The sequence below is a fragment of the Pseudomonas sp. NPDC098740 genome (genome assembly GCF_044760065.1).
Lineage (GTDB): Bacteria > Pseudomonadota > Gammaproteobacteria > Pseudomonadales > Pseudomonadaceae > Aquipseudomonas > Aquipseudomonas rossensis.
On the sequence record NZ_JBIWAM010000004.1, the window covers coordinates 143641 to 163837 of the forward strand.

The following is a 20197-nucleotide window of genomic DNA, read 5'->3' on the forward strand; positions in this document are numbered from 1 at the left end:
AACCTCAATGCCCCGCAGGGAAGGCAATCGGCGCCGAACGCGCCAACCCGCCCCGGCACTTGAGCACGCGCAATTGCGCAGGCCTGGCATCGATGGCGATGCGCAGCGCCGCTGGCGAAGGGTTGATCGCCTCATTGATCGAGCGGTAGGCAAACGCCAGGGTCGAGCCGGTTTCCGCCGCCACCTGCAAGCGCCGCAACGCCCGGTCATCGGCCTTGTGCGGCCAGCACAGCACTGCGCCGCAACTGCCCGAACGCAGGCATTGTTCCGCTGCCCACAAGGCATCGCGCTCGCTGGCCTGGATGATCGACAACTGACGCAGATCGACCCCGGCGTTCTGCCAGGCCTGGGGATAGGGCACGTAAGGCGGCGCCACCAGCACGATGCGCTCGCCCGCGGCGGACAACCGCGCCAGCGCTGGCCACACCAGTTGCAATTCGCCAACACCCTGCCCGGCCAAAAGGATTTCGGTCAGCGCCGCTTCCGGCCAACCGCCAGTAGGCAACGCCGCATCCAGCGCGGCATGCCCGGTGGGTTGCGGGCTGACGGCCGGTGGCGCAGGCCGGCCCTTCCAGACCTGGCCGCCATTGAACAGCGTATCCAGCGCAACGACGGCGCCCATCACCCTTGCCTCACCAGACCGCAGAACACCCCTTCGATGGCCAGGTCCTGATTGGCTTCGACGATGATCGGCTTGTAGGCCGGATTGCGTGGCAGCAATCGGACAATCTCACCGACTCGCTCGAAACGTTTGATGGTGACTTCCCCGTCGAGTCGCGCGACGACGATCTGGCCGTTGACCGCCTCGGGATTGCGGTGCACGCCGACCAGATCGCCGTCGAGAATGCCGTCCTCGATCATCGAGTCACCCTGGACCCGCAGCATGTAATCCGGCACCCGCGAGAAGATCGACGGGTCGAGCAGCAAGCGGCTGTGAACCTCGGCATCGGCACCGATCGGCGCACCCGCCGCCACCCGGCCGAGTACCGGAATGTCCAGCAACTCGGGCCGCGCCGGTTGCCCGAGCAAACGAATGCCCCGGGCCTGATGCGCATTGACCTCGATGAAACCGGCCTCGGTCAGCGCCAGCACATGCTTGCGCGCCACGCTACGGGAGGCGAAACCGAACGCCTCGCTGATTTCAGCGAGGCTCGGGGACTGGCCATGCTCGGCGATTCGATCGCGGATAAAGGTCAGGATGGCGGTGCGGCGGGGAGTTAAAGTCGTCATGGAGTACATTTGTACTCTTTTGGCAATTTCCTGGCAAGGACTTGTAGGAGCTCCTACAGGTTTCAGGTGAGTCCTGATAGGTAGGGCCATGGGTAAATGCCGCGTTCGTGGCCGTCGCTGAAGATGAGTTGAAGGCCATAGCCCTGGCCGTTCAGTTCGGTCACTCGAATGCGAGGATCGACTTTCACCGTCAGCCCTTGCAACCGAAACGCCCGGCATTGCGAGCACGGACATTGACGGCGCAACTCAGCGTGGTCCAGCAACTGCTCGCGACCATCCGGCCAGTTCAACCGCAACTGCTGTTTACCTTGGGAATTGCCAATCGCCACCGGGTTCATTGCAGCTGACTCAAGGCGATGCGCACGGCTTTGCGCACTTCCGGGTCGCCGTCGTCCTGCGCAGCCTGCAAAGGTGCGATGGCGCCCCGGTCGTTCAACTCTCCGAGGGCCAGGGCGGCCTCCTTGCGCAGGTTGCTGATGCGGTGGCCGAGGGTTTCGATCAACGCCTCAAGGGCCGGGACGTACCGCAAACGACCGAGGCTACGGGTGGCGCGCAGGCGGACTTGCCAATACGCGTCGCTCAAGGCTTCGACCAAGGCCGGGCCTGCGTCGACGTGACCGACCTTGCCCAGCGTGGTCGCGGCTTCTTCGCGCACTTGCCAGGCCTCGTCCTGCAAGGCGTAGCGCAGCGCCGGCAGCACGTGGGCGTCGGACGCCAGGCCAAGGGCACCGGTGGCGGCGCGGCGGACTTCGGTGTCCGGGTCCTCACTGGCCAATCGAGCAAGCGCCGGCAAGGCATCGAGCTGCTTGAGCCAACCGAGCACACCGACAGCTTCACGGCGAACACTGGCGTCTTCATCGCTCAATGCCGCTAAAGCGGCAGCGGCGGCATCGGGAAAGCGCAACTCGCGCAAGGCCCTGAAAGCGGCGATGCGCACGTTGATGTCGGCATGCCCGGTCCACGGCAGAATCACCCTGCCCGCAGCCTCGGTCTTGAGCAGGCTAAGGCTTTGCGCGGCGGCCGCTTGCACGGCGTGGGAAGGATCGGTCAGCGCCTGGCACAGCGCTTCCACCACCGGTTCGTCCTCCCAGGCTTCGAGCAAGCGTGCGGCTTCGGCGCGGACTTCTTCGGTCGAGTCTTCAGCCAGTCGATTGATCAGCCAAAGCAAACCGTCCGGTTCTTCAAGGTCGGCCAGTTCGATCAGCGCGATCCGGCGCACACCGGGATCTTCATCCGTCAGGCGTGGTTGCAGGGCGAGAATGTCGTCGTTATCGGTTACATCGAATAGAGAGGTCATAGGGCAAATCGCGGCAGTTTGTTTTCAAAGGGAAGTCCGAGAGGGTTCAGGCGCGGTAACTGCCGACCGTCTTCGTGACGCAGCAACTCGAGGCAATGACGCTTCAAGCGGGAAAATTCGTGGCTGGTGACCAGTTCGGTGGTGCGTGGCCGAGGGAAATCGAGACGCAGGTCTTCGATGATCCGCCCCGGGCGCGAACTCATGACCAGCAGCCGATCGGCGAGGAACAGCGCTTCATCGATGTCATGAGTGACGAACACCACGGTGGTGCGAATTCGCGTCCAGATGTCCAGCAGCAGCTCCTGCATGTTCAACCGGGTCAGCGCGTCGAGGGCGCCGAAGGGTTCGTCCATCAGCAACAGGCGCGGGCGGTTGATCAGCACCCGGGCGATTTCTACCCGTTGCTGCATGCCGCCGGAGAGTTGGTCAGGCCAGCGCTCGGCAAACCCTTCGAGGCCCACCAGGGCAAGAATTTCGTCGGCAGCCTGGTGGCGTTCGGCTTTGCCAATGCCGCGCATTTTCAAGCCGGAAGCAACGTTGTCGCGCACGGTGCGCCAAGGGAACAGCGTGTGGTGCTGGAACACCATGCCGCGCTGCGGGGACGGGCCCGAGACTGGCGCACCGTCGACTTTCAGGGTGCCGGTTCGCGGTTGCAGGTGACCGGCCAGCGCACCGAGCAAGGTCGATTTGCCGCAACCGGACGGCCCGAGAATGCACACGAATTGCCCCGGCTCGATCTGGCAATCCAGACCTTGCACGGCTTCGAAGGCTTGCTTGTCTTCGCCGAGGACGATGGACAGTTGGCGGATGTCGATCCGCCCTTCAGGGGTTTGCATCACGCTCATCAGGCTTTTCCTCGTGGTCGGTGCCAGGGCGTGAACAGCCCGCCTAGCCGTTTGATCAGCAGGCTGCTGCCCATCCCGAGTACGCCAATCAGCAACATGCCGACCACGATGTCGGCGTAGTTCTGGAGGGTGTAGGACTCCCAGGTGTAATAGCCGATGCCGTATTGGCCGGAGATCATTTCGGCGGTCACCAGGTAGAACCATGAGGTGCCCTGCCCCGAGGCTTTTCGCCGAAGCAATCAGTCGTGGGTCGACGCCTTCGACGCCATGCACGGTGTTGAGCAGAATCGGAAACAGCGCGCCGGTGAAGGTGATGAAAACCATCGACAGCTCTGAGGATGGGAACATCAGGATCGCCAGCGGAATCCAGGCCCCGGCGGGGATCGGGCGCAGGACTTCCAGCGGTGGCAGCAGCAGATCTTCAGCCCATTTCGAGCGACCGATGGCCAAGCCCAAAGCGATGCCGATGATCAGCGCCGCGAGGTAACCGGCGAAGACCCGGCTGAGGCTGCTACCGAGGTGTTGCGCGAGCTTGCCGGAGTCGCCGAGGCCGAGGGCGGCTTCGATGACCGCCAGTGGCGTCGGGACATTGGCGAAGGTGACCAGGCCAAGGTTCCAGTGGTGGCTGGCGGCGAGTTGCCAGAATAAAAGGCAGAGCAGCAGTGAGGCGGCTCGGGGGGTCCAGCGTAAATAGGATCTGTACACAATACTTCCTCTCAACCGAGATCCTGTGGGAGCGGGCTTGCTCCGGGGGTTAACGAACGGCGACGGCCTGGGTGGTAGCGTCGGTGAAGTCGAAGACTTTTCCGCCCTGTGCCGTGGCGAATTGTTGGGCCTGGCCTTTGAGCAGAAACGCGCTGAGGCGCCCTTTCGCATCACTGGCAAACCACGCCTGATCCGCCAGCAACTTGATCCCGCTGTCACTCGCCTGGGCATATACCGCGCGGATGTTTTTGCCTTCCTGCTTCAGGCTGGCCAACGCGGTGAACGCCGACTCTGCCGAGGCGTACTGCCGAACCTTCGGCTCGCCACGCACCCAGATCTCCGCCACATGGCTGAAATCGGTGATGGCTTTACCGCTCGACGCATCCACCGCTTTGAGCGGCGTCTGTCCGTAGTTGGCCAGTTGCACGGTGTAATCCAGGTTCGAGGCCTTGAATGCAGCGCGGATGTATTGGTCGTCGATGAAGGTATTGAGGTCCAACCCGCGATCAGCCTTCTTCAACAGCTTGAGAGTATCGATGGCGGTCCCGACGGCCTGACGGTATTCCGGCTTCCAGCTCAGGTCGCGGGTTTGCACGCCCAACGGACCGTGGAACAGGTAATTGACCTCGGCATCGACGCCAGTGACCTTGGCGATCAACTCGCTGTATTTCTCCGGCTCAGCTGCCAGCAACTGGTTGGCTTCAATGCTCGCCCGCAGATAAGCCACGACGATTTCCGGGTACTTCTTCGCATAGGCCTGATCCACCAGCGCACCGTGGAAGGTCGGCGCATTGGCCTGGGCGCCGTCGTAAATCTTGCGCGCGAAACCACGGCTGGGGAACAGTTCGGCGAACGGCACGAAGTCGGCGTGGGCATCGATCTTCCCGGCCTGCAACGCGGAGCCAGCGACTTCTGGTGGCTGGGCGATGATGTTCACGTCTTTCAGCGGGTCCCAGCCTTGGGCAGCCACGGCCCGCAGCAACATGCCGTGCGCCGTCGAGGCGAACGGCACGGAAATGGTCTTGCCCTTGAGCTCCGCCAGCGACTGCACGCTCGATGCGCTAGGCACCACGATGCCGTTGCCACTGCCCTTGATGCTGCCTGACAGCACGCTGATGAACAGGCTGTGCTTGCCCGCGGTTTCGAACGCCACACCGTTGAACGAACCGGGGAAATCGGCCATGGCGCCGAAGTCGAGTTTGCCGGCGACCATCTCGTTGGTCAGGGGCGCGCCGCTGGTGAAGTTCTTCCACTCCAACTTGTACTTGGCGTCTTTGTAGGGGCCGTCGTGGGGCAGGTATTTGTCCAGCAGGCCCAACTCGCGAATCAACAGACCGCCGGCGGCGCAGTTGATCGTGGTGTCCTGGGTGCCGATGGCAATGCGGATGGTTTCGGCCGACGCCGACAAGGTGAATGAAGCCAGTACCAGACCGGCAAACGCTGCACGCAGCAATATTGGCAAAGACATAGGTAAATCCCCTCGAATCATTTTTAGGATATTCGTCTCCGCCACGATCACGGCGCGGTGGGAAACGAGGGGTGTTTTGAAGCAAGCGTCCGGGGGTTACCGGATGGCTTTGTGGTTGTCTGGACTGGCCTCTTCGCGGGCAAGCCCGCTCCCACAGTGATTTGTGCTGAATCCAAAATTTTGCAGACAACAAAGAAACCTGTGGGAGCCGGGCTTGCCCGCGATGGCGTCCTGTCAGTCAACGCAGCAGATAAGGGATTTCGACTTTCACTGCGCCCGTCGGACAGTCCTTTTCACACGGCATGCAGTACCAGCATTCGTCGAACGCCATGTAGGCCTTTTGCGTGGCCGGGTTGATCGCCAGCAGGTCCATCGGGCACACGTCGACGCACACGGTGCAGCCTTTGTGGGCGATGCAAAGGTCCTCATCGACCGTGACGGGCGCGTTGGAGCGGAAGAAGATTTCCTGGGGTTGATAGGCCATTTCGCGATCTCTCTTTTTGCGAGGCTCAGGCAGCAAAGGCACCGACCCGCAGCCGGTCGTAGGCCCGCATTTCATCGGCATCCAGCGGGATGATGTAAGGCTCGACGGATTTCTTGAAACTGGTCATCAGCCCGTTTTCATCCTTCTTCAGATGGCAATGGCAGAACCAGTCGCTGTCGTTGCGTTGCGGGTGGTCGACCCGATAGTGGTAAAGCCCCCAACGACTTTCGGCGCGGAACAGCGAAGCGCGGGCAGCCATTTCGGCGCAGTCGCGGATCATGCTGACTTCCATGGCGCGCATCAGTTCGTGGGCGTTGTGGGCCTTGATCTGATCGAGATCGCGCTGGATATCGCTGAAGCGTTGCAGGCCGATTTGCATCTTCTTGGTCACTTTCGGCGGTTGCAGGTAGTCGTTGACGAAACGCCGCAGCTTGTATTCGACCTGAGCCGGCGGCAGGCCGTGTTCGCGGTCCAGCGGTGCGTAGACCCGGGCCTTTTCCGTTTCAATCTGCTGGGCATCGACCGTTGAAAACTCGCGTCCGGCGACAAAATCCGCCGCGTTGGTGCCAGCAAACCAGCCGTAGGTGAACGCGCCGAGCATGTAGTTGTGCGGCACCGCGGCCATGTCACCCGCCGAGTACAAACCCTTGACCGAGGTTTCGGCCTTCTCGTTGACCCACACGCCGGACGCCGAATGCCCGCTGCAAAAACCGATTTCGGAGATGTGCATCTCGACCATTTGCGTGCGGTAGTCGGTGCCGCGATTGGCGTGGAACTGGCCGCGACTCGGGCGTTCGTTGCTGTGCAGGATCTCTTCGATGTTCTGGATGGTTTCCTCGGCCAGGTGATCGAGTTTGAGGAACACAGGGCCGTTGCCGCTTTCGAGTTCCTGGTGAAACTCCCACATCATCTGGCCACTCCAGTAATCGCACTCGATGAAGCGTTCGCCCTTGTTGTTCGCGGTGTAGCCGCCCAACGGACCGGTGACGTAGGCGCAGGCCGGGCCGTTGTAATCCTTGATCAGCGGGTTGATCTGGAAGCATTCCAGGTTCGCCAGTTCGGCCCCGGCGTGATAGGCCATGGCGTAACCGTCGCCAGCATTGGTCGGGTTTTCGTAGGTGCCCATCAGGTAGCCGGAGGACGGCAGGCCCAGACGCCCGGCGGCACCACAGGCGAGGATCACCGCTTTGGCCTTGATCACGTGGAAGTCGGCGGTACGGCAATCGAAGCCCATCACGCCGTTGACCGCGCCCTCTTCGTCCGTCAGCAATCGCGTGCAAACCAGCCGATTGGTGATGTTCACCCGCGCCCGTTTCAACTGGCGATACAGGACTTTTTTGATGTCGTGCCCTTCCGGCATCGGCAGCACGTAGGCGCCCATGTGGTGGACCTTTTTCACCGCGTAGTCGCCGGTCTCGTCCTTCTCGAACTTCACGCCCCAGCGGTCCAGCTGCTCAATGGTTTCGAAGCTGTGAGTCGCATAGGCATACACCGCCGCCTGATTGACGATGCCGTCATTGGCGATGGTGATTTCCTTGGTGTATTGCTCCGGCGTCGAATGACCGGGAATGATCGCGTTGTTCAGGCCGTCCATGCCCATGCTGATGGCGCCGCTGCGTTTGACGTTGGCCTTGTCGATCAGCAGCACGCGCAAATCGCGGTTGCGCTCCTTGGCCTTGATCGCCGCAATCGGTCCTGCGGTGCCACCGCCGATCACGACGATGTCGTATTCCTGTTCGAGGGTACTTCTAGTCATGCCTGCGCCCCTTTTTGCCGGTCGATCCGCAAGCGGTACTGGAAGGCATCGCCGCGGTAGTAAAGGTGTTCGAAGTCCACAGGTTGGCCGCTGGCGTCATGGGTCAGGCGTTCGATGCGCATGATCGGCGAGCCGGGCTCGACGTTCAGCGCCTGGGTCAAGTCGCTGTCGGCCAGCACCGCGTCGATGGCCAGATCCGCGTGACCGAGGGTCAGGCCGCAGTCGTTTTCCAGGATCAGGAAAATATCGCGAGTGACCAGATCAGCCTTCTCCAGACGCTCGCCGATGGCCTTGGGCAGGTAGGTGATCTCCAGGGAAATCGGCTCGCGGTTGATCAGCCGTACTCGTTTGATCTGCGCCACCGTCTCGCCTTCAGCGACGTGCAAGCGCTCGGCAACGAGTTTGTCGGCGGCAATGAATTTGAAACTGCGCAGGCGGTTGATCACCTCATAGCCGCGACCGGTCATGGACTCTGCGAGGCCTTGCAGGGTGCTGACGTTCTGGAAGGTTTTAGGCTTGGCGACGAAGGTGCCTTTGCCGTGGATCTTGAAGATCAGCCCTTCTTTCTGCAGATCTCCCAAGGCCTGGCGCACGGTGATGCGGCTGACTTTGAACAGCGCGCCGAGTTCGCTTTCGGAAGGCATCTGGCTGTCTTGCGGGTATTCGCCGTCGAGGATGCGGGCGCGCAGCACATCCCGCAGTTGGGTGTGCAGCGGAACGCTACTGAGGGAGAGAACGTTATCGGGCATGGTAGATCACTTGTTATAACGAGTTATGACGTGATCTTAAAGTTCTAATGGGAGGCTTGAGAAATACTGTTTGAGCATAAGGTTAGATTCGCCGCACGAGCACGATCCTTTGTAGCAGCTGCCGAGCAGCGCGAGGCTGCGTTCGGCTGCGAAGCAGTCGTGAAATCAGGTAGCGCGGTGTGTCAGGGTAATCTTGCATGCAGGGTTTACGACTGCTGCGCAGTCGAACGCAGCCTCGCGCTGCTCGGCAGCTGCTACAGAATTACGTTAGCGTTTGAGGATCTGGTCCATCACCCAATCGGTTTTCAATGCCTGTTCGGCCACCGCCGGATGCTGCGCTTCACCCCGAATGTGCGCGTTCATGCCCAGCACGTGATGCCACTGGATGTGCTCATGATTCTCGATGTGGAGGCTGAGGGTTTCATCGGCTTCAAGCTGAACCGGATGTTCATCGAATACGGAAAAGGTGATCCGGCCTTTGCTGCCGATCAGCTCGACACGATCCTCTCGACGGTCCGCAACGAAATTCCAGCAGCCCATGCCCATGGCGCCCGAAGCAAACCGCCAACTGGCGCTGACAGCATCCTCGGCGGCATACAAACCGGCTTGCCGAGCCGTAAACCCGGCAACTTCGACGATGTCACCGAGCAGGTACTGAAACAGGTCGAAGCCATGACTGGCCAGGTCGGCGAAATAACCACCGCCAGCAATGTTCGGGTCGGTGCGCCAGTTATCTGTACCGCCAAGATCGGTCGGAGATGGCGCTTTGGTCAGGGTCCAGGTCAGGTGCCGGACCTCGCCGATCCGCCCCTCTTCCAGCCATTGCCGCACCTGCTGGAAGCGCGGCAGCGAACGTCGGTAGTAGGAAACAAACAGGTGCAGCCCGGCATCGGCAAAGACCTTTTGCATCTCACGGCTTTGCCCGGCATTCAACGACATGGGTTTTTCGACGCAGCAATGTTTGCCAGCGGCGGCCACCCTCAAGGCGTAAGCATGATGACTGTCAGGCGGCGTGGCGATGTATACCGCGTCGACCTCGGGATCATTGATCAACGCTTCCACATCGGTGTAGACCCGAGCGATGCCGTGGCGCGCGGCGTAATCCGTCACCGCTTCCAGACGCCGGCCCATTACCGCCACCAGCGCCGAACCGGGCGCCTTGTAGAAGGCCGGCCCGCTCTTGCGTTCAGCGACGCTGCCACAACCGATCATGCCCCAGCGCACCACGTTCATACTCACTCCCTGATGTTTAGCCGATGCGCAGAGCGCGCAGGTCCAGATGACCGTCCTTGAGCGGCGGGCACCAGTAGTAGCCGCCAGTGATCGGTCGGCTGATGCGGTACAAACCGTCGGTGATGCCGTCTTCCAGACCGCTCATGCGTCGCAGTTGGGCTTCGAAGGCATCAAGGGAGAAACCAAAGGCCAGGAACATCAGGCCGGCGCGATCGCCTTCGATCCAGGGCATGGAACGGCGCACCACAAAGGCCTCGGGGGCGAAGCTTTCCTGGGCGGTGCGTTTGACGTGAGCGGAGATCGGCGCGTCGTCGATCTCTTCGTTGTCGCTCAAACGACGGCCCATGATGTTGTCCTTCTCATGGGATGGCATCGCGTGGAAGCCTTTCAGATCATGCTGCCACTGTTGGATCGCGGCGAAGCTGCCACCGACCATTCCGTCAGCGCCGTCACCCACCAGCGCAGCAGCGACGGCGGCTTCGTCGTGAGGGTTTTCGGTGCCGTCTTCGTAACCGGTCAGGTCGTGGCCGGTGAGGTGGCGGAAGGTTTCGTTCATCTGCACCAGGCGCAGGGCCGGGGCCAGCGCGGCTTCGATGGCGTTGCTGCGGTTGAGCAATTCGCCACGGTCGACACCGTGCAACCAGCACCAGAGCGCGTGCTGGGTCGACGGGTTGTCGACGCCGACACCGGCTAACGCTGGAAAGGTGCGCAGGCCTTCGATTTGCCCCTTGAGGGCCTTGACCAGGGACTCACCGAAACCGACCACTGCCGACTTCCCGTCCACCAGCCCCTGCAGATTATCCAACGCGGCCGGCAGTGCAGCGGCGGATTCGAGTGCGAAGAACATATGACGGGCTTGAGGCGGAACTGGGGTGGCGAGAATGCCCGGCTGGTAGTGACTCATATGAACTCCTTCAGAAAGAGCGCGAAGTTTAACCGGAGCATTGGCCGTTGTGTGTTCTCAGGTCAAAAGATCGCGGGATCATGAGATCTGCACTTAAAAAGTCGTGCCAATAAGGCGTATAACCTTTGAAGTGAATCTGAACGGCAAGCCGCCAGCGCATGGCTTACATCACATGGAGTAGCGACATGACCACAGCACACATTCTTGGCAACCTGTTTCCCGACTCCACCGACATCCCGGAAAAATACCGCCTCGACGGGCAGACCGAGCAGCGTGAATACCTGGTCGACGGCGAGCTGAAAACCTGGTCCGGGCACCTCGCCCAGGTCCGCAGCCCGGTGTACCTGACGGGTGAAAATGGCGATGAACAAGTGATCCTCGGCAGCACGCCACTGCTCGATGCCGACACTGCATTAACCGCCCTCGACGCCGCCGTACGTGCCTATGACCGGGGCCAGGGCCTATGGCCGACGATGCGCGTGGCCGAACGCATTCAGCACGTCGAAGCCTTCCTCGGCCGCATGCGTGAACAGCGCGAAGCCGTGGTCAAGTTGCTGATGTGGGAAATCGGCAAGAACCTCAAGGACTCGGAGAAAGAGTTCGACCGCACCTGCGATTACATCGTCGACACCATCAACGCGCTCAAGGAACTCGACCGCCGCTCCAGCCGCTTCGAACTGGAACAGGACACCCTCGGCCAGATCCGCCGCGTACCGCTGGGTGTGGCGTTGTGCATGGGACCTTACAACTACCCGCTGAACGAAACCTTCACCACGCTGATCCCGGCACTGATCATGGGCAACACCGTGGTGTTCAAACCGGCCAAGCTGGGCGTGCTGTTGATTCGTCCGCTGCTGGAAGCATTCCGCGACAGCTTCCCGGCCGGGGTGATCAACGTGATTTACGGCAGCGGCCGCGAGACCGTCAGCGCGCTGATGGCCAGCGGCAAGATCGACATTTTCGCGTTTATTGGCACCAACAAAGCCGCCAGCGACCTGAAAAAACTCCATCCAAAACCGCACCGCTTGCGTGCGGCGTTGGGCCTGGATGCGAAGAACCCCGGCATCGTGCTGCCTGAGGTGGATCTGGACAACGCAGTCAGCGAAGCGCTCACCGGCTCGCTGTCGTTCAATGGCCAGCGCTGCACCGCGCTGAAAATCCTCTTCGTCCATGAAGACGTGGTCGAGGCGTTCATCGAGAAATTCAACGCCAAACTCGCCAGCCTGAAACCCGGCATGCCGTGGGACAGCGGCGTGGCGCTGACGCCCTTGCCGGAAGCGAGCAAAGTCGATTACCTGCACTCGCTGGTGGCGGATGCCGTGAGCAAAGGCGCCGCCGTGGTCAACCCCAACGGCGGTGAAGCCCGCGCATCATTCTTCTACCCTGCCGTGCTGTACCCGGTGACGCCGCAGATGCGCGTCTATCAGGAGGAACAGTTCGGCCCGGTCGTCCCGATCGTGCCTTACCGACATCTGGACACGGTGATCGATTACGTCCTGGAATCGGACTTCGGCCAGCAACTGAGTATCTTCGGCACCAACCCGGTGGCGGTCGGCCGACTGGTGGACACCTTCGCCAACCAGGTCGGCCGGATCAACCTCAACGCCCAGTGCCAGCGCGGCCCGGACACCTTCCCGTTCAACGGCCGCAAGAACTCCGCCGAAGGCACGCTGTCGGTGCATGATGCGCTGCGGGTGTTTTCGATCCGGACACTGGTGGCGACCAAGTTCCAGGAAACCAACAAAGAACTCATCAGCGAGATCATCAGCGGACGCAGTTCGAGTTTCCTGACCACCGATTACATCTTCTGAGGAGACCGAGCCTGAGCACATTCAGAGCCCATCGACTGCCACCGCTAATGCGCCGACTGCTGCGTCCGTTGCTGGACCCGTACCGGCGCTATCGCCACGCCAGAGTGATCCACGCGGTACGTGTGTCGCTGGGGTTGCTGGCAACGATCCTGCTGACCACCGGCATCAATCTGCCCCACGGTGAGTGGGCGTCGGTGACGATGCTGGTGGTGATCGGCGGTTTGCAGCATCACGGCAACATCGGCAAAAAAGCCACCGAGCGCGCCATCGGCACCTTGATCGGAGCCGGCGTCGGCTTGCTGCTGGTGGCGCAACAGGCCTGGCTCGGGATGCCGTGGCTGACCTATTTCGCGATGGCCGTGGTTTGCGGGTTCTTCTCATACCACGCCATCGGCAAGGGCGGTTACACCGCGTTGCTCTCGGCGATTACCGTGTTTATCGTCGCGGGGCATGGGGACAATCCGATCACCGACGGGTTGTGGCGTGGGGTGGACATCCTGATCGGTATCGCCCTGGCCCTGGCGTTTTCCTTCGCCCTGCCGCTCTACGCGGTTTATTCCTGGCGCTACAACCTGGCCGATGCTTTGCGCGACTGCGCGACGATCTACGGGCGCATCATCAATGGCCAATCGGTCACCGATGACGAACACCATAAACTCGTGGGCCGCCTGAACACGGTGATGGTGCAACTGCGCTCGTTGATGCCGTCGGTGTCCAAGGAAGTACGGATCTCCATGACCGAACTCGATGCCATTCAGCGCCATCTGCGGATGTGTGTCAGCACCCTGGAAATCCTCGGCAACACCCGACCGGCTGCCAGTGACCCGGACGCCATGGCCCATCTGCAATCGGCCTTGAAAGCCGAGCATCGGCTGATTCGGGTGCAATTGATCGGTATGGCCCGGGCGCTGAAATCCGGTGCGTCCCAGCGGCTCAGTCGCCCCGTCGAACTGCCGTCGGATTCAAGCCTGACCGCGCCGGTTTACAATCCGCTGGACGGCTACCGGTTATTGGTCCGACAGTTAGCCGCCAACATCGGCGAGATGCGCCAGCGCTTGGCCAAGACGGCACCGCGCTGGAACATCTGACGTTTCTTTACGGCTTACTGCGTCGTCACCGTCCGACGAAACTTAAGACTCCACCCCTGTTGCATGCCGGCAGCGGCCAACAGAATCGCGGCAACACCGATCCATTGCAGCGGTTCCAGGCGATGACCGAAGGCAAACCAGTCAACGAAAATCGCCGCAATCGGGTAGATGAAGGACAACGCACCGGTCAGTGCCGTCGGCAGTTTTTGGATCGCGCCGTAGAGCAGCACGTACATCACGCCGGTGTGGACAATGCCCAGGGTGACCAGACTGGCCCACGCGCTCGGCGCTTGCGGCAGTGCCGAAAAGTGCGCGAATGGCGCGAGTAACAGCACGCCGGTGGTGACCTGAATCAGCGCGATCAGATGCGGCGGTGTGCCGGTCAGGCGTTTGATGATCAACGCGGCAATCGCGTAAAGAAAGGCCGCCCCCAGCGCCAGTGCGATGCCCATCAGGTAATCGTTGCCGCTTTCGGCCTGCCCGCCATGTGCGCCATGTGCGCTGACAATCGCCAGCATCCCGAGAAACGAAATGCCCAGCCAGAACAGTTTTTGCAGGGTGATTTTCTCGTTGAGGAACAACGCGGCCAACCCCACCAGCATGAACGGCTGAACGTTGTATACCGCGGTGCCGATGGCAATCGAGGCGCGGGAGTAAGAAGCAAACAACAGTACCCAATTGCCGACAATCGCCACGCCGCTAAGCACGGCCAGCAAGAACGTGGTGCGGGTCAGAATGCCGGGGCGCAGGAAGCCGAATGCCGCGCAGATCAGCAACAACGTGCCGGCGCCGAACACGCAACGCCAGAACACTACGTCCAGCACCGGTTGCCCGGACACCAGCACGAACCAGCCGATGGTCCCGGAAATCAGCATGGCGGCGGTCATTTCGAATGACCCGTGACGTATTGTTTTGTCCATCATCAGACTCCTGTGTTTGAGCCCAAAGTATGCCAATCCGCCGAGGGGCTTCTCCAGAGCAAAAAGCAGGCTAAACTCGATTTCTGCCTTTTTTATCAAGGCAGTTTGAATTTATTGCCTAATAGGGGTTTCGCCATGACCGACGATATCGACCAAGTGCTGATCACGGCCTTGATGGAAGACTCACGCCGCTCGCTCAAGGCCTTGGCGCAAATTAGCGGCCTGTCCTCGCCCAGTGTCGCCGAGCGCCTGCGCCGCCTCGAAGAGCGTGGCGTGCTTAAAGGCTATACCGTCGAGATCGACCCAAAATGCTTCGGCTATCAGCTTCAAGCCATCGTCCGCATTCGCCCGCTGCCGGGCCAGTTGCAGGAAGTGGAGCGGCAGATCCAGGCCATCCCTGAATTCACCGAATGCGACAAGGTTACCGGCGACGACTGTTTCATCGCACGCCTGCATGTGCGTTCGATGGAACAACTGGACACCCTGCTCGACCACCTCAACACCCACGCCGAAACCAACACTGCAATCGTCAAGAAAACCCCGGTCAAACGCCGGTTGCCACCGATGGCGTGAGTCCGAACTCAAATCGCAGGCAAGAAAAAACCCGCCGAGGCGGGTTTTTTCTCAAGGCTGACGATTAGTCATCGCGGCTCATGATGCCGAACAGCTGCAACAAGCTGACGAACAGGTTGTAGATCGATACATACAGGCTGATGGTCGCCATGATGTAGTTGCGCTCGCCGCCGTGAATGATGGCGCTGGTCTGGAACAAAATGCAGACCGAGGAGAACAGCACGAAACCTGCGCTGATCGCCAGTTGCAGACCGCTGATCTGGAAGAACAGGCTCGCCAGCGTCGCACCCAGCAGCACGAAGAAGCCTGCAGTGATGAAACCACCCAGGAAGCTCATGTCCTTGCGGGTAATCAGCACATAAGCCGACAGACCGCCGAACACCAGCGCAGTCATCGCGAAGGCCGAACTGACCACCTCGGCGCCGCCCTGCATACCCAGGTAACGGTTGAGGATCGGGCCGAGCAGGAAACCCATGAAACCGGTCAGGGCAAATGCCGACACCAGGCCCCAGGCCGAATCACGGAGTTTGTTGGTGAGGAAGAAAAGGCCGTAGAAACCGATCAGCACCACGAAAATGTTCGGGTAGCCGACACGCATCTGCTGAGCGACAAACGCCATCACGCCGCTGAATGCGAGGGTGAGAGCGAGTAAGCCGTAAGTGTTGCGCAGGACGCGGCTAACCTCTAGCTGCTCAACCTGCACGCTGTTATTAACTGCGTAATCCTGTTCGCGCATGGCGACACTCCTGTTGGTTTGAAACGTTCAGTCGCAAAGATCATAACAGACGCTCTGTAACAAGCTATGCAGAGAGTTTGACAGTGTGTTTCATTCAGGTATTATGGCGCCCGCAACGCAAACGGAGGTGTGGCCGAGTGGTTTAAGGCAACGGTCTTGAAAACCGTCGACTGTAACAGGTCCATGAGTTCGAATCCCATCGCCTCCGCCATCTTTATACGACAAAGCCCTGATTTTTCAGGGCTTTGTCGTTTCTGGGGTTTGGTGAAAATCCACCAGCCCATACCTTGACCCGTAGCTTTCCTTGGTTATACGTGGAACACGAAAGAACTGAAGGTTTAGCCAATCTGTTGCATCGACCGGTTGAATCCACAGCCAAAAACGGCCAGTGATGAGGCACCTTAGGCCTTCAACGACCGGAGTGCTGTTCCAGTATTGCGCAGGCTTCGGTGGTAAAGATGTATCTCTTGTCTGGTTGAAAAAGGATTACACCTTCATCACATAGGCGTTTGAGCACTTCACGCACACAAATGAACGACAACTCGGCAGCAAATGATTCCAGGTAGGCATGCACGTCGCGCGCATTGATGGAACGTCCATCTCTGGCGGCGATCAGCAAGGCATCGATAACTTTCAAGCGGATCAAGCTGGTGCGCAGCCCGTAGTAACGCAGCAACTCACGGATATGTTTATTAGTGCCGCGATCTGACTCGGATGCTCGTTGAGTTGCCGCTGCCTGGAATTGCAATTGCGTAACGGGGGGTGCCGATGCTGAGTGGTTGTACATGCGAATACTCCTTTTCAGAAATGTACGGTTTGCAAAGATTCGCTGAGTCCAAGTCTCCAGACTTGGACGCAAGACTGTTTTGTTTTGTTTTTTTTTGACATTTTTTTACCAATCTCTCTCGTAGAGTGGCTTGTCCGGCCATACAGGTAGCTGTCAATGAATCCCCCCAACCCTTGCGAAATGGACGAAGAAATCCTCACTCAAGCTGCGCATTGGTGTGTGCGATTGCATGATGAAACCTGCACGACCGAAGAACGCCTGACCTTTCAGCAGTGGATTCAGACCGATCCGCGTCACGCATTCGAGTACGCCAAAATGCTTGAAATCTGGGACCTCAGCGACCAGTTACCCGACAATCAAAGCACATCGAAAAAACTGCTGACCGACACATCAGCCCGGCATAACGGCGCCCGCAAAATGTAACGTGGGAGCTGAATCCACATTACCGCGTTCCATCGTCTGCCACGGGCTCGGTGAGGCTGACACGGCGACTACGCAACCGATTTGCCGCGGACAAAACCCAGACAAAGAACACCGGTACCCACAAGACCCCGAGCACTGTCGCCGCCAGCATACCGCCGATCACGCCTGTGCCGATCGCTCGCTGGCTGGCAGCTCCCGCACCAGTTGCAATAGCCAGAGGCACCACGCCGAGAATGAAGGCCAGGGACGTCATGACGATCGGACGAAAACGCAGACGCGCGGCCTGAGCCGCCGCTTGCGCAAGGCTCGCGCCCTGAACGTGAAGTGTCTTGGCAAACTCGACGATGAGGATTGCATTCTTCGCCGCCAGTCCAATGATCGTGATCAGCCCCACCTTGAAATAGACATCATTGGGCAGGCCCATGATCGTCACCGCGGCTACCGAACCGAGCATGCCGACAGGCACGATCAACAGCACGGCAAAGGGAATCGTCCAGCTTTCATACAGCGCCACCAGCACCAGCAGCACCACAATCAACGATAACGCCACCAGCAGCGGCACCTGATCGCTGGCCTGTTGTTCCTGAAGTGACAGCCCGGCCCATTCAAGGCTAAAACCGGCCGGTAACTGACGGGCGATTTTCTGCAGTTCTTCCATGGCTTGACCGGTGCTGTAACCCGGTGCGGCATCACCGGAAAAACGCAGCGACGCCGAGCCGTTGTAGCGCGCGATCTGCAGTGGCCCGACCTGCCACTCAAAACGGCTGAACGCTTCCAGTGGCACCAATCGGTTCTGTCGATTGGGCACTTGCAGGCGCAACAGCGCTTCAGGCGTCTGGCGACTGATGCTGTCCGCCTGAACGATCACCCGCTGCATCCGCCCCTGATTGGCAAACTCATTGATTTGTTCCGAGCCCAGCGCCGAGGACAACGCTGAACTGATCACATCAAAACTCACACCGAGGGCTTCGGCTTTTTCGCGGTCGATGCTGACGTTGATCTGCGGCGCATCCGCCAGGCCATCCTCCATCAGGTAATCGATCACCGGCGACGCCTTGGCCGCCTCCAGCAATTGGGTTCGGGCCTTCAACAGCGCTTCGTGCCCCTGCCCTGCCAGATCCTGCAACCGTAACTCGAAACCGTTCGAGGTGCCGAGGCCGTCCACCGGCGGCGGCACCACGCTGAACAGCGTGCCGTCAGCGGCGTTCTCAAAAGCCTCATTCGCGCGTCGGGCCACCGCGTCGCTGGCCTGGCCATCGCCGCGAACCGACCAGTCCTTGAGGCTGGTAAACGACAACGCCGCGTTAGCGCCGACCCCGGAAAAACTGAACCCCATGATGGCCAGCACCTGATCCGTGGCGGGTTGCGCCAGGGCATAGTGCTCCCACGTTTGCACCGTCACATCCGTGCGCGAAGCCGAAGCCGCAGGTGGTAGCTGGATATCCGTGATGATGTAGCCCTGATCCTCGGACGGCATGAATGAGGATGGCAATCGGTGATAGGCAAAAGCGAGTACCAGCAACATTATGAGGTAAATGCCCATGCTGCGAGTGCTGCGACGGACCCAGCTCGAACTGAACCGCTCGTAGCGCCGGGCCAAGGCATCGAAGCGTCGATTGAAGCCGTTCGCCCAGCGGTTGGGTCGTAGCTCTTTCGCCGGGTCGAAGGGTTTTAGCAAGGTGGCACACAGGGCCGGCGTCAGGGTCAACGCCAGGAACCCGGAGAATAGAATCGACACCGACAGCGCCATGGAAAACTGCTGGTAGATCACCCCCACCGAACCGCCCATGAACGCCAACGGCAGGAATACCGCCGCCAGCACCAGGGTGATGCCAACAATCGCCCCGCTGATCTGCTGCATCGCTTTGCGGGTCGCGTCTTTGGGCGACAGGCGCTCCTGCGTGATCAAGCGCTCGACGTTCTCTACCACGACAATGGCGTCGTCCACCAGAATGCCAATGGCCAGCACCATGCCGAACAGGGTCATCATGTTGATCGAAAACCCTAGCGGCGCCATTACCGCGAGGGTGCCCAACAGGCAGACCGGCACCACGATGGCCGGAATCAGCGTGTAACGCAGGTTCTGCAAAAACAGCAGCATCACCAGGAACACCAGCACCATGGCTTCGATCAAGGTGTAGATGACTTGCTTGATCGCCACGTCGACAAAGTATGAGGTGTCATAAGGCACGCTCAGCGTCATGTTCGCTGGCAGCGTGCTCGACAGTTGATCCAGCCGGGCCTTGATCGCCGCCGCCGTTTGCAGCGCGTTGGCACCGGGTGCCAACTGCACCGACATGGCCGCCGCAGGTTTGCCGTTCAGGCGAGCGTCGAAGCGGTAGTCCTGACGACCCAGTTCGACTCGGGCCACATCGTGAATCCTGACACTGGAGCCGTCGTCATTGGCCCGCAGCACAATGTTGCCGAACGCCTCCACGGATTCGAGCTGACCCTGCACCATGACGGTGGCGGTAATGTGCTGCTCGGCAGGCCCCGGACGTTCGCCCATGCTGCCGGCGGGTACTTGCACGTTCTGTCCGGCGATGGCCTTACTTACATCGGCCATCGACAGGTTGTAACCCACAAGCCGGGCAGGGTCGACCCAGATGCGCATGGCCCGTTCGGCGGTGTACATCTGCACCCGCCCTACCCCGGCCACGCGGCGAATCTCGTTATTGATGCCCCGCGCGGCGTAATCCGCCAGCCCGATCGAATCCTGCTGCCCATCGGTGTAGGACAAGGCATAGATCATCAGAAAATTGGCACGTACCTGCTCCACTTTCAGGCCTTGCTCGATCACCGCTTGGGGCAAGCGCCCGACTACCCGTTGCAAGCGGTTCTGGACGTCGACCTGCGCCATGTCGGGATCGATGCCCGGCTTGAAGGTGATGGTGGTTTCTGCACTGCCGTTGGCACTGTTGGATTCGTAATACAGCAAATCCTTGAGGCCGTTGAGTTCCTCCTCGATCAGACTGGTGATGTTCTGATTGATGATCTGCGCCGAGGCACCGGGGTAGCTGGCACTGACACTGATTTGCGGCGGTGCCACGTCCGGGTATTGGCTGACCGGCAAGGTGCCCAGGGTCAGCGCTCCTGCCAGCGCGATGAACAACGCGATGACCCAGGCGAAGTTCGGACGGTTAATGAAAAAATCGGGCATCGGTAAGATCCTGGCTAACAACCGTGGG

19 protein-coding genes, 1 tRNA gene and 1 pseudogene are annotated in these 20197 nt (G+C 60.3%); 5 read left to right on the forward strand and 16 right to left on the reverse strand.

What is annotated here, in order from left to right; genetic code table 11:
- Window positions 1–4: 4 nt before the first annotated feature.
- The 12 genes and pseudogenes from imuA to ACIQU2_RS06745 form a co-directional block, all read right to left on the reverse strand.
- Complete coding sequence (gene imuA, locus ACIQU2_RS06690; RefSeq protein WP_403139515.1) at window positions 5–622, reverse strand: translesion DNA synthesis-associated protein ImuA; 618 nt, start codon at window positions 620–622, stop codon at window positions 5–7.
- A complete protein-coding gene (gene lexA / locus ACIQU2_RS06695; RefSeq protein ID WP_347806318.1) occupies window positions 622–1239 on the reverse strand; it encodes a transcriptional repressor LexA in 618 nt (205 codons plus the stop codon). The genes imuA and lexA overlap by 1 nt, the downstream gene beginning before the upstream one ends.
- Window positions 1240–1292: 53 nt before the next feature.
- On the reverse strand, window positions 1293–1568 hold the full coding sequence (locus ACIQU2_RS06700; protein ID WP_403139518.1) for a DUF971 domain-containing protein: 276 nt from the start codon (window positions 1566–1568) through the stop codon (window positions 1293–1295).
- Window positions 1565–2527, reverse strand: coding sequence for a HEAT repeat domain-containing protein (locus ACIQU2_RS06705; RefSeq protein WP_403139520.1), 963 nt, complete (start codon window positions 2525–2527; stop codon window positions 1565–1567). The genes ACIQU2_RS06700 and ACIQU2_RS06705 overlap by 4 nt, the downstream gene beginning before the upstream one ends.
- A complete protein-coding gene (locus tag ACIQU2_RS06710) occupies window positions 2524–3372 on the reverse strand; it encodes an ABC transporter ATP-binding protein (protein WP_403139522.1) in 849 nt (282 codons plus the stop codon). Before ACIQU2_RS06710 ends, ACIQU2_RS06705 begins: the two co-directional genes overlap by 4 nt.
- Window positions 3372–4077: pseudogene (locus tag ACIQU2_RS06715) on the reverse strand (ABC transporter permease). Before ACIQU2_RS06715 ends, ACIQU2_RS06710 begins: the two are co-directional and overlap by 1 nt.
- A gap of 49 nt (window positions 4078–4126) precedes the next feature.
- Complete coding sequence (locus ACIQU2_RS06720) at window positions 4127–5533, reverse strand: ABC transporter substrate-binding protein (protein ID WP_403139793.1); 1407 nt, start codon at window positions 5531–5533, stop codon at window positions 4127–4129.
- 250 nt (window positions 5534–5783) lie between these two features.
- A complete protein-coding gene (locus ACIQU2_RS06725; protein ID WP_007946457.1) occupies window positions 5784–6029 on the reverse strand; it encodes a ferredoxin family protein in 246 nt (81 codons plus the stop codon).
- A 25-nt stretch (window positions 6030–6054) separates the two neighbouring features.
- Window positions 6055–7785, reverse strand: coding sequence for a fumarate reductase/succinate dehydrogenase flavoprotein subunit (locus ACIQU2_RS06730; protein ID WP_403139524.1), 1731 nt, complete (start codon window positions 7783–7785; stop codon window positions 6055–6057).
- A complete protein-coding gene (locus tag ACIQU2_RS06735) occupies window positions 7782–8534 on the reverse strand; it encodes a GntR family transcriptional regulator (RefSeq protein ID WP_403139526.1) in 753 nt (250 codons plus the stop codon). Before ACIQU2_RS06735 ends, ACIQU2_RS06730 begins: the two co-directional genes overlap by 4 nt.
- Window positions 8535–8801: 267 nt before the next feature.
- On the reverse strand, window positions 8802–9767 hold the full coding sequence (locus tag ACIQU2_RS06740; protein WP_403139528.1) for a Gfo/Idh/MocA family protein: 966 nt from the start codon (window positions 9765–9767) through the stop codon (window positions 8802–8804).
- A 16-nt stretch (window positions 9768–9783) separates the two neighbouring features.
- A complete protein-coding gene (locus ACIQU2_RS06745; RefSeq protein ID WP_403139529.1) occupies window positions 9784–10671 on the reverse strand; it encodes a Dyp-type peroxidase in 888 nt (295 codons plus the stop codon).
- Window positions 10672–10856: 185 nt separating this feature from the next.
- On the opposite strand from ACIQU2_RS06745, the gene ACIQU2_RS06750 reads away from it, so the two are divergent.
- Complete coding sequence (locus tag ACIQU2_RS06750) at window positions 10857–12482, forward strand: NADP-dependent glyceraldehyde-3-phosphate dehydrogenase (protein WP_403139531.1); 1626 nt, start codon at window positions 10857–10859, stop codon at window positions 12480–12482.
- Window positions 12483–12529: 47 nt separating this feature from the next.
- Complete coding sequence (locus ACIQU2_RS06755; RefSeq protein ID WP_403139533.1) at window positions 12530–13570, forward strand: FUSC family protein; 1041 nt, start codon at window positions 12530–12532, stop codon at window positions 13568–13570.
- Window positions 13571–13584: 14 nt separating this feature from the next.
- On the opposite strand, the gene ACIQU2_RS06760 is transcribed toward ACIQU2_RS06755, so the two are convergent.
- The gene (locus ACIQU2_RS06760; protein WP_347805696.1) at window positions 13585–14490 is read right to left on the reverse strand and encodes a DMT family transporter; all 906 of its coding nucleotides are present in this window, start codon (window positions 14488–14490) and stop codon (window positions 13585–13587) included.
- Window positions 14491–14625: 135 nt separating this feature from the next.
- On the opposite strand from ACIQU2_RS06760, the gene ACIQU2_RS06765 reads away from it, so the two are divergent.
- Window positions 14626–15063 (forward strand): Lrp/AsnC family transcriptional regulator, encoded by a 438-nt coding sequence (locus tag ACIQU2_RS06765; RefSeq protein WP_347805697.1) that lies wholly within the window; start codon window positions 14626–14628, stop codon window positions 15061–15063.
- 64 nt (window positions 15064–15127) lie between these two features.
- On the opposite strand, the gene ACIQU2_RS06770 is transcribed toward ACIQU2_RS06765, so the two are convergent.
- A complete protein-coding gene (locus tag ACIQU2_RS06770) occupies window positions 15128–15799 on the reverse strand; it encodes a Bax inhibitor-1/YccA family protein (RefSeq protein WP_347805698.1) in 672 nt (223 codons plus the stop codon).
- A 123-nt stretch (window positions 15800–15922) separates the two neighbouring features.
- Here ACIQU2_RS06770 and ACIQU2_RS06775 point away from each other — a divergent pair.
- Window positions 15923–16010: transfer RNA gene (locus ACIQU2_RS06775), tRNA-Ser, on the forward strand.
- A gap of 198 nt (window positions 16011–16208) precedes the next feature.
- Here the strand turns inward: ACIQU2_RS06775 and ACIQU2_RS06780 are convergent.
- On the reverse strand, window positions 16209–16586 hold the full coding sequence (locus ACIQU2_RS06780; protein WP_347805302.1) for a fe2+ zn2+ uptake regulation protein: 378 nt from the start codon (window positions 16584–16586) through the stop codon (window positions 16209–16211).
- Window positions 16587–16742: 156 nt separating this feature from the next.
- Between ACIQU2_RS06780 and ACIQU2_RS06785 the strand changes: the two genes are divergently transcribed.
- On the forward strand, window positions 16743–17009 hold the full coding sequence (locus ACIQU2_RS06785; RefSeq protein ID WP_149629447.1) for a DUF4880 domain-containing protein: 267 nt from the start codon (window positions 16743–16745) through the stop codon (window positions 17007–17009).
- A gap of 19 nt (window positions 17010–17028) precedes the next feature.
- Here ACIQU2_RS06785 and ACIQU2_RS06790 read toward each other — a convergent pair whose 3' ends face one another.
- Window positions 17029–20169, reverse strand: a complete 3141-nt coding sequence (locus tag ACIQU2_RS06790) for a multidrug efflux RND transporter permease subunit (protein ID WP_403139537.1) — start codon at window positions 20167–20169, stop codon at window positions 17029–17031.
- Window positions 20170–20197: the final 28 nt, after the last annotated feature.

Excerpts from the sequence above, each read along its gene's own strand:
- imuA (WP_403139515.1), bottom strand. The coding sequence starts at position 622 with ATGGGCGCCGTCGTTGCGCTGGATACGCTGTTCAATGGCGGCCAGGTC.
- lexA (WP_347806318.1), bottom strand. The coding sequence starts at position 1,239 with ATGTACTCCATGACGACTTTAACTCCCCGCCGCACCGCCATCCTGACC.
- ACIQU2_RS06700 (WP_403139518.1), bottom strand. The coding sequence starts at position 1,568 with ATGAACCCGGTGGCGATTGGCAATTCCCAAGGTAAACAGCAGTTGCGG.
- ACIQU2_RS06705 (WP_403139520.1), bottom strand. The coding sequence starts at position 2,527 with ATGACCTCTCTATTCGATGTAACCGATAACGACGACATTCTCGCCCTG.
- ACIQU2_RS06710 (WP_403139522.1), bottom strand. The coding sequence starts at position 3,372 with ATGAGCGTGATGCAAACCCCTGAAGGGCGGATCGACATCCGCCAACTG.
- ACIQU2_RS06725 (WP_007946457.1), bottom strand. The coding sequence starts at position 6,029 with ATGGCCTATCAACCCCAGGAAATCTTCTTCCGCTCCAACGCGCCCGTC.
- ACIQU2_RS06730 (WP_403139524.1), bottom strand. The coding sequence starts at position 7,785 with ATGACTAGAAGTACCCTCGAACAGGAATACGACATCGTCGTGATCGGC.
- ACIQU2_RS06735 (WP_403139526.1), bottom strand. The coding sequence starts at position 8,534 with ATGCCCGATAACGTTCTCTCCCTCAGTAGCGTTCCGCTGCACACCCAA.
- ACIQU2_RS06740 (WP_403139528.1), bottom strand. The coding sequence starts at position 9,767 with ATGAACGTGGTGCGCTGGGGCATGATCGGTTGTGGCAGCGTCGCTGAA.
- ACIQU2_RS06745 (WP_403139529.1), bottom strand. The coding sequence starts at position 10,671 with ATGAGTCACTACCAGCCGGGCATTCTCGCCACCCCAGTTCCGCCTCAA.
- ACIQU2_RS06750 (WP_403139531.1), top strand. The coding sequence starts at position 10,857 with ATGACCACAGCACACATTCTTGGCAACCTGTTTCCCGACTCCACCGAC.
- ACIQU2_RS06755 (WP_403139533.1), top strand. The coding sequence starts at position 12,530 with ATGCGCCGACTGCTGCGTCCGTTGCTGGACCCGTACCGGCGCTATCGC.
- ACIQU2_RS06760 (WP_347805696.1), bottom strand. The coding sequence starts at position 14,490 with ATGGACAAAACAATACGTCACGGGTCATTCGAAATGACCGCCGCCATG.
- ACIQU2_RS06765 (WP_347805697.1), top strand. The coding sequence starts at position 14,626 with ATGACCGACGATATCGACCAAGTGCTGATCACGGCCTTGATGGAAGAC.
- ACIQU2_RS06770 (WP_347805698.1), bottom strand. The coding sequence starts at position 15,799 with ATGCGCGAACAGGATTACGCAGTTAATAACAGCGTGCAGGTTGAGCAG.
- ACIQU2_RS06780 (WP_347805302.1), bottom strand. The coding sequence starts at position 16,586 with ATGTACAACCACTCAGCATCGGCACCCCCCGTTACGCAATTGCAATTC.
- ACIQU2_RS06785 (WP_149629447.1), top strand. The coding sequence starts at position 16,743 with ATGAATCCCCCCAACCCTTGCGAAATGGACGAAGAAATCCTCACTCAA.
- ACIQU2_RS06790 (WP_403139537.1), bottom strand. The coding sequence starts at position 20,169 with ATGCCCGATTTTTTCATTAACCGTCCGAACTTCGCCTGGGTCATCGCG.